General features: G+C 38.8%; 7 protein-coding genes and 1 other RNA gene. 5 read left to right on the top strand and 3 right to left on the bottom strand.

From position 1 onward, the window contains the following. Positions 1–36 precede the first annotated feature (36 nt). The 3 genes from EF384_RS09165 to gpsB all read right to left on the bottom strand — a co-directional run bounded on the left by EF384_RS09165 (position 37) and on the right by gpsB (position 2,114). On the bottom strand, positions 37–1,185 hold the full coding sequence (locus tag EF384_RS09165; protein WP_123781364.1) for a THUMP domain-containing class I SAM-dependent RNA methyltransferase: 1,149 nt from the start codon (positions 1,183–1,185) through the stop codon (positions 37–39). A gap of 116 nt (positions 1,186–1,301) precedes the next feature. Further along, an RNA gene (gene rnpB / locus EF384_RS09160) (RNase P RNA component class B) lies at positions 1,302–1,663 on the bottom strand. 37 nt (positions 1,664–1,700) lie between these two features. After that, positions 1,701–2,114: a cell division regulator GpsB gene (gene gpsB / locus EF384_RS09155; RefSeq protein WP_123781361.1), complete on the bottom strand. Its 414-nt coding sequence runs from the start codon at positions 2,112–2,114 to the stop codon at positions 1,701–1,703. 203 nt (positions 2,115–2,317) lie between these two features. Between gpsB and EF384_RS09150 the strand changes: the two genes are divergently transcribed. The 5 genes from EF384_RS09150 to dtd all read left to right on the top strand — a co-directional run bounded on the left by EF384_RS09150 (position 2,318) and on the right by dtd (position 7,338). Then, on the top strand, positions 2,318–2,809 hold the full coding sequence (locus EF384_RS09150; protein ID WP_123781359.1) for a hypothetical protein: 492 nt from the start codon (positions 2,318–2,320) through the stop codon (positions 2,807–2,809). After that, positions 2,796–3,755, top strand: a complete 960-nt coding sequence (gene prmA, locus EF384_RS09145; RefSeq protein WP_123781357.1) for a 50S ribosomal protein L11 methyltransferase — start codon at positions 2,796–2,798, stop codon at positions 3,753–3,755. The genes EF384_RS09150 and prmA overlap by 14 nt, the downstream gene beginning before the upstream one ends. 1 nt (position 3,756) lies before the next feature. Then, positions 3,757–4,515, top strand: coding sequence for a 16S rRNA (uracil(1498)-N(3))-methyltransferase (locus EF384_RS09140; protein ID WP_123781355.1), 759 nt, complete (start codon positions 3,757–3,759; stop codon positions 4,513–4,515). Positions 4,516–4,610: 95 nt separating this feature from the next. Further along, complete coding sequence (locus tag EF384_RS09135) at positions 4,611–6,866, top strand: RelA/SpoT family protein (RefSeq protein ID WP_123781353.1); 2,256 nt, start codon at positions 4,611–4,613, stop codon at positions 6,864–6,866. A 22-nt stretch (positions 6,867–6,888) separates the two neighbouring features. Beyond that, a complete protein-coding gene (dtd, locus tag EF384_RS09130; RefSeq protein WP_123781351.1) occupies positions 6,889–7,338 on the top strand; it encodes a D-aminoacyl-tRNA deacylase in 450 nt (149 codons plus the stop codon). Positions 7,339–7,509 lie beyond the last annotated feature (171 nt).

The raw sequence follows: 7,509 nt of genomic DNA, 5'->3' as shown, positions 1-7,509 counted from the left end.
CACCAAAAGTCTGAGACCCTTTTGTTTTAGATAAAATTATGCTTCTTTTCTTGGACGTGGTTTACGTTCGCCCCAATATTGGAAGAAGTCAGTACGGATGGCACCGTTGTATAATTTACGTTTTTTGGTTGCTTTTTCGCCATAATAATTTTCAAACAACAGGTCTGAAGTTAAAATATACTTGCTCCAAGTTTTCATTGGACGGTAAACATCACCCATTTGTTTGTATAATTTATGTACGTATTCTTCATCATTCAAACGTTCCCCATAAGGTGGGTTAGAAACGATAACACCGTATTCTTTCTTCGTTGTGAAGTCAGATAATTGCATTTGTTTGAAAGTAATTTGGTCTGCTACACCAGCTGAGATAGCATTTGCTTTGGCGATTTCAATCATTTGATGATCAATATCAGTACCTAAGATATCTAATTGAACATCAGTACGGATAGCTGCTTTAGCTGCTTCTCGTGCTTTAGGGTATTCACGGTCTTTAAAGATATCCCATGATTCTGAAACGTAGTCACGTTTGATACCAGGGGCAATATTCAAACCGATAAGTGCAGCTTCGATTAAGATTGTACCTGAACCACATGTTGGATCGTAAAGTGGTTTATCAGGGAACCAAGAAGTTAACTTGATTAAGGCTGCAGCCATATTTTCTTTCAATGGTGCGCCACCTTTTTCAGTACGATAGCCACGTTTAAATAAAGATGAGCCAGTCGTATCAATTGTAATTAAGGCTTGATCCTTATGAATAGATACTTCAATAGGGTACTTAGCACCTGTTTCAGGTAACATACCACGACGGTGGTAATGTTCACTTAGACGGTTTACAATCGCTTTTTTCACGATTTTTTGCACATTTGGCACTGAGTGAAGGGTAGAGTTAACTGATTTACCTGAAACAGGGAATTCAGCATCCATTGGTAAAATATCTTCCCAAGGTAATGCTTTCGTTGCTTCAAATAATTGGTCGAAAGTAACGGCTTTAAAGTCGCCCATTACAATCTTCACACGGTCGGCAGTTCGTAGATTAATATTGGTGCGGGCGATATCGCTCAAGTCACCTTCAAAACGGGCACGGCCGTTTTCAACTTGAACTTCATAGCCCATGTCGCGTAATTCTCGTCCTACAAGTGCCTCGATACCGGCAGCTGCGGTTGCGATTAATGAATATTTTGTCATTTTATTACTCCTTTTGCGTGGTTGATAAGTCAACGTTCTATTACATACATTCTACCACGGATCTGTATCAATAAAAAAAGGTTGGACAGAATCCAACCTTTGGCCTGAGTGTAAATTTCGATAAGCCATGTTCTGTTCCCCGGTATTTCAGGTAGAATACCGGTTCGGTAATCATCTATCTACTAAATAATTAGTCTCTTCTTCCGTTTGTTTCCGGTTGAAGAACGCCCCTACCAAAGTTTGGGTTGCTCGCTCGAGGGGTTTACCGCGTTCCATTCAAATACTTTCATATTTGACTCGTTTCTGTGGCACTTTCAAACTTACTTGCGCATAGTCAAAGACCTTAGCGGGTTTCAGTTGCCGTCAAATTAATGCTTCAGCTTATTTATTGGCTAAACACGAACACTACAAGCGTTGCAGCTTGTGCGAGCATGGACTTTCCTCAGGTATAAAAATATACCCGCGATTACCTGAAATTTACAACTTCTTATTATAACACACTTATCTTAAAAGTGCTAGTTGTTTTTGAAAACGATCGTGTGGTCAGTTTCATCTGCTTCCGCATCGTCTTCGAAATCTTCTGTTGTTGCTGTGTTAGCAGCGGACACACCTTGACCACCAAATACGGCTTTTTCCAATTTTGATAGACGGCGAAGAATATCATAATTCGTAGTACCTTTAGATTGTGGTTGGCTATTTGATTTAGAGCGTTGACTAGTAGTTGAACGGTCAGTATCGCTTGTGCTTGGTGACGCATGTTTTACTCGTTCTAGTTCGTTCTTAAGTGACGCAATTTCTTTTTCATATGATTCATAATCACGGATGATTAAGTCTAGGAATTCGTCTACTTCTTCAGTATTGAATCCGCGTAGTGCGGGTTTAAATTCTTTTTGTAGTATATCTTTAGTCGTTAGGTTACGATCGGCCATTTAACTTACACCTCATCATTTTTATTTCTATTATTTATTATAGCATAGCTTTCATTTTTTGTAATAAATGTAACATAATAAAACGTTAAGATTATGTGAATTTTCTTGTTTTGTGCGAAGGGCTTGATGACGGGCTAATATAGTCATTTTCTTGTGGGTATATTATAATAAGAAAAAAGACTTTGGAATAGGGGCGTAAGGAAATGCAAACAGTCTATACTTATATAGAAAAAGCACTATCAGATAGTCATTGGTCCATTCCATGGCGTGTGTCTTATGTATCTGTTGCCAAGCAGGTCATTGTACAAGCGTATTTGCCGGTGGATGACGTGGAAGATATTCAGTTATTGGACGGCAATAATCAATTGCTTGGGGATGTTAATTATTTAGAGTTGAAATTTATCTTAACGGAGACAAGTTTAACAGCCCAATCATCAGATGAAGTGATGATGATTCAAGCGCTGGATAATGGTCACTTTACAATTGGCTATTTGGAAGTTGTTTTCCAACAAATGAATCAAATGATCCACAATGGTCGTTTGCAAATAAAAGAATTATTGGCTGGTCAAATTACAGAAGTTGCGATGACATGGCCGGAAGAAACAGTCGCACAAATGGTAGCTACACGAAAATCAGTGAATCGCTACGATGAAACACAATTACAACTAGGAGATGATAAGAATGACGTGGTATGAGTTAACCATTGAAACAGACCATAAGAGTGAGAATTTATTAACGGAAGTCCTTTGGGGATTAGAATCTGCAGGGGTTTCTATTCGAGATGAGCAAGACTATATTGATTGGTCGGACGATGGTTTTGGTTCTGTGAAAAATGATCAACCAAATCCTGGAGATTATGAAAAAAATCCCGTTGTTCTTGGCTATTTTTCGGATGAAAAAGATATCAATGAAATCATTGCAGCCGTAAAAACATATCAAACCAACTACAACGAAGGTTTGTCTGAAGACCAACAAATTGTGATTCATGATATTCAATACGGCAAACTGGAAGAGAATGATTGGGAAACTGCATGGCAAGCCTACTATGAACCAATCCATATTTCACGTTTTATGGATATCGTGCCCATCTGGGAAAAGGATACAATCGAGCAAGATCCAAGCAAAGCAACTATTTTCCTTGATCCGGGGATGGCGTTTGGTACTGGTTCACATGAAACGACTAAACTAGCGCTACAATTGTTGGAAATTGGTTTAGATGGTGGTGAATCTGTGATTGATGTCGGTACTGGTTCAGGTGTCTTAGCAATTGCGGCGAAAAAATTGGGTGCGTCTTCTGTACGAGCTTATGACTACGACGAATCTATTTTATCGATTACAGAACAAAACTTTGCTTTGAATGACCTTGCGGGTGAAATTGAAGTATCACAAAACAACATTTTAAATGACATTCACACCCAAGTAGATGTGATTACGGCGAATATCTTGTTTGATATTTTAACCCCATTAGTCCCACAAGCATACGAAAACTTGAAAGATAAAGGGATTTTAGTCTTGTCAGGTATTTTCCATGATAAGAAAGATGAGATGGTTGCGCTTTTAGAGGCCAATGATTTTGAAGTAGAAGTCATCAACAATATGGGTGAATGGTTCGGTATCCTAGCACGTAAAGGACGCGAATAAGATGCAACGATATTTTGTAGATGTAGAAAGCTTAACTGTAAATGACGATTTTCAAATGGATAAGGAAGCATCACACCATATGTTAACTGTGATGCGGATGCAAGCTGGTGATAAGGCTTATGTGGTGACTCAATCGCAACAAGTTTTTATCGGTGAATTGGTGGATAGTCAGGATAAAATGGCGACACTTCATTTAGCAGAGGAAGTCCATGAAAAGAAAGAACTGGATACACCTGTAACATTATTTGTAGGCCTACCTAAAAACGATAAATTGGAGTGGATAGTGCAGAAGGCAACAGAATTAGGTGCGAGTCAAATTGTGCCTGTGGCCATGCGTTATTCAGTGACTAAATGGGATCAAAAAAAGGCGGGTAAAAAGATTGAACGCCTGCAAAAAATTGCCCAAGAAGCTGCGGAACAAGCCCACAGAACTTTTGTACCGCAAATAGGACAATTAGTAACAACGAAAGAAATGGCACAAATGATGGGACAGTTTGATCGTGTTTGTGTTGCTTATGAAGAGGTCGCCAAACAAGGTGAGAAACATCGTTTAGTACAAGTATTTGAAGGATTGGAAACGGGTCATCAACTGGCTTTTGTAACGGGTCCTGAAGGTGGCTTCCATCCGGATGAAATTGAATTACTGCAAGAAGATCATGACAATGTGTTTATTTGTGGTTTAGGGCCACGGATTTTACGTGCGGAAACAGCACCGATGTATATGCTGTCTGCCTTGTCATATGCCCGTGAATTGTTATAGTCTAGCTATTTTTACGAGGTTATTGACAGTGAAATGAAGCTAAATATGGTAAAATAGTTAAAATAGCAATTCTCGTTGAAAGTAGGTGGCCAACCATGCCAAAGAAAAAGAATTATACAAAACAAGAGGTACTTGATTTATGTGCCCGCTATATGACGGAATCAAAGGTTGCCTATGTCTCAAAGGCTGCTGATTTCGCCGAACGTGCCCATCGTGATCAAATTCGTAAATCTGGGGAACCATATTTTGTCCATCCTGTTCAAGTAGCTAGTATTTTAGCGGAATTAAAAATGGACCCGGATACAGTAATCACTGGTTTTTTACATGATGTTGTAGAAGATACAGGCATTACTTTAGATGATATTGCATATTTCTTTTCGCCAACAATTGCTACGCTGGTTGATGGCGTAACGAAGTTAGGTAAATTTAAATATAAATCTCATGAAGAACAATTAGCTGAAAATCACCGTAAAATGTTGCTCGCGATGGCTAACGATTTACGCGTTATTATGGTAAAACTAGCTGACCGTCTGCATAATTTACGTACGCTAAAATGGCATCGTCCGGAAAAACAAGTGTCTATTGCGACGGAAACACTAGAAATTTATGCACCTCTAGCTGACCGTTTAGGGATGAACCAAATTAAATGGGAACTAGAAGATACGTCATTACGCTATATGGATCCGGAATCTTATTATTCAATTGTTCAGTTAGTTGATTCAAAACGTGATGAGCGTGCGCAATTTATTCAACAAACGATTGATGAATTGCAAACCCAAGTTGAAGCATCGATTACAGGCAAATTTGAAATTTATGGTCGTCCAAAACATATCTATTCGATTTATCGTAAGATGAAAGACCAAGGGAAAGAATTTGACCAAATCTATGACTTGCAAGCAATCCGTGTGTTAGTAGAAACGATTAGAGATTGTTATGCAGTTTTAGGAATCGTGCATACCAATTGGAAACCATTGCCAGGTCGTTTTAAAGACTATATCGCAATGCCTAAAGCCAACATGTACCAATCCATCCATACGACTGTAGTAGGAAACCAGCCGAGTCCTGTTGAAGTGCAAATCAGAACTTATGAAATGCATGAGGTCGCAGAATACGGGGTTGCAGCTCACTGGGCTTACAAGATGGGGAATCATGAAAAGGTGGAAGCATCACCACTTGATGCACAACTTGATTGGTTTAATCAAATTGCTGAATTGCAAGATGACTCTAAAGATGCGACTGATTTCATGGAAAGTGTCAAAGAAGATATTTTCCAGGACAATGTATATGTATTTACACCAACAGGCGATGTAACAGAGTTACCAGCCGGTTCATATCCATTAGATTTTGCGTATTCAATTCACTCTGAAGTAGGGAATAAGACAATTGGGGTAAAAGTAAATGGCAAAATTGAGCCATTAAACTACCAATTGAAAAATGGGGATATCGTTGAAATTTTGACTTCGCCAAATTCTGCTGGTCCGTCAAGAGACTGGGTAAATTTGGTGAAAACATCTCGTGCCCGCAACCGAATTAAACGCTTCTTTAAATTACAAGACCGTGATCAAGCAATGGAACAAGGGAAACATGCCTTGGAAGAAACGCTTGAAAATATGGGCTACAAATTAAAAGAAGTCTATAAAAAAGACGATGTTGCGAAAACATTGGATCGTTTCAATTTTTCAACTGAAGAAGATTTATTTGCGGCAATTGGTTTTGGTGAATTATCATCTACAGCTGTTGCGAACCGTTTAACAGAACGTGACCGTCGCTTGAAAGCGGCTGAAAAAAATAGAGAATCTGTCGAAGATACATTAAAAGAATCTGAAGAACAGAAAAAACTTCAAAAGAACCAAAAAACATCTAGTCATGTACGTCGTAAAGCGAGCAAGTCTAGTTCCGGTGTTGTTGTTGAAGGGCTTGATTCCTTATTAGTACGTCTAGCACATTGTTGTAATCCTGTTCCAGGTGACGATATCGTTGGTTACATCACTAAGGGACGTGGGGTATCTGTTCATAGACGCGACTGTAAAAATGTCCAAGTTAGCGAAGAAGAACAAGATCGCCTAATTCCTGTTGAATGGGAAGATGGTCCAAAAAATACTGAAAATAATTATGAAGTTGAAATCGTGGTGGAAGGTGAAGATCGCTCTGGTTTCTTAAATGAAATCTTGCAAGTGATTACGCCAATCGCAGGCTCAGTAACGAATATTATTGGGAATGTAAATCACGATGATAACTCAGTGAAGGTTCGTTTGCGTTTTGTCATTCAAAATGTCAATCAACTAGATAAAATTATCGACCGCGTTCGTTCAATTCCAGATGTATACGTGGTATACCGGGCAAAAGAATAAAGCATTAACGTGGAGGATATGTATGCGAATTATTATTCAAAGAGTAACTGAAGCAAGTGTAGCCATTGAAGGCAATGTCGTGGGGCAAATTGACCAAGGTTTTATGTTATTGGTTGGTGTTCATGACAATGATACGCCGGAAACAGTGGCTTACATGGCACGAAAAATTGCCAATATGCGCATTTTTGGTGATGAAGAAGGGAAATTGAATTTAGCAATCGGCCAAATCGGTGGCGCTATTTTATCAATTTCTCAATTCACCTTGTATGCACGTACAAAGAAAGGGAATCGCCCTTCATTTGTAGATGCGGCCAAACCAGATCATGGCTTAGCCATGTATGAATTACTGAATAAAACCCTTGTTGAAGAATATGACTTGAAGGTTGAAACAGGTGAGTTTGGCGCTGATATGCAAGTATCATTGGTAAATGATGGTCCAGTAACTATTATTTTGGATTCAGATGAAGCGTAATCGTGCAATTATTTGTATGGGTCGGTGTTAGGACTTAAGTCCTGATGCCGGCTTTCTTATTACCATACAGCATAAGAATGGACTTGATTTTAGGCACTTTGGTCAATTTGGATAAATGTATATGTGAAAAAGCGGCTGGTACATTAAATTGGGTTCTATAATAAATAGTGT

Source organism: Aerococcus agrisoli (assembly GCF_003797145.1).
GTDB classification, from domain to species: domain Bacteria; phylum Bacillota; class Bacilli; order Lactobacillales; family Aerococcaceae; genus Aerococcus; species Aerococcus agrisoli.
The sequence above is the reverse complement of the archived record's forward strand: the minus strand, read 5'-3'. Positions and strand labels throughout refer to the sequence as shown.

Bases quoted from the DNA above. Each gene is read 5' to 3' on its own strand.
- EF384_RS09150 (WP_123781359.1), top strand. From the start codon at position 2,318: ATGCAAACAGTCTATACTTATATAGAAAAAGCACTATCAGATAGTCAT.
- EF384_RS09165 (WP_123781364.1), bottom strand. From the start codon at position 1,185: ATGACAAAATATTCATTAATCGCAACCGCAGCTGCCGGTATCGAGGCA.
- EF384_RS09140 (WP_123781355.1), top strand. From the start codon at position 3,757: ATGCAACGATATTTTGTAGATGTAGAAAGCTTAACTGTAAATGACGAT.
- dtd (WP_123781351.1), top strand. From the start codon at position 6,889: ATGCGAATTATTATTCAAAGAGTAACTGAAGCAAGTGTAGCCATTGAA.
- EF384_RS09135 (WP_123781353.1), top strand. From the start codon at position 4,611: ATGCCAAAGAAAAAGAATTATACAAAACAAGAGGTACTTGATTTATGT.
- gpsB (WP_123781361.1), bottom strand. From the start codon at position 2,114: ATGGCCGATCGTAACCTAACGACTAAAGATATACTACAAAAAGAATTT.
- prmA (WP_123781357.1), top strand. From the start codon at position 2,796: ATGACGTGGTATGAGTTAACCATTGAAACAGACCATAAGAGTGAGAAT.